The sequence below is a fragment of the Pseudoalteromonas sp. SIMBA_162 genome, assembly GCF_046535955.1.
Taxonomy (GTDB): domain Bacteria; phylum Pseudomonadota; class Gammaproteobacteria; order Enterobacterales; family Alteromonadaceae; genus Pseudoalteromonas; species Pseudoalteromonas marina.
Genome location: NZ_JAWJBQ010000436.1, coordinates 1 through 270, shown reverse-complemented (window position 1 = coordinate 270; position 270 = coordinate 1). Strand labels below are relative to the sequence as shown.

1 protein-coding gene is annotated in these 270 nt (G+C 29.3%); it reads left to right on the top strand.

The genetic code is table 11. The features are described from left to right. Window positions 1–71: 71 nt before the first annotated feature. A partial coding sequence (locus tag R0J88_RS20375) for a hypothetical protein (RefSeq protein WP_410900931.1) occupies window positions 72–270 on the top strand: 199 nt, incomplete at its 3' end.

Genomic DNA, 270 nt, shown 5'->3' with positions numbered 1-270 from the left:
ATGTATTTTAAAAAGTAGTAGTTCATAGGATACGAGTACACTGATTTTAAATTGAAAGGGGAGGGTTATAGATGAAGTGTAAAATATGTCGGAAAACTATAACTAACTCTTATACTTTTTGTCCTTTTTGCGGCCATGCTCTAGTTCATAATAATACTTTTAATAAGATAACAACAGGAAACAACAGTATAAATGTAGGGGTGGGAAATAACGGCAAACAAGATGTCTATATTGATAATATTAATTATATAAATGATAACAATGAGTTAG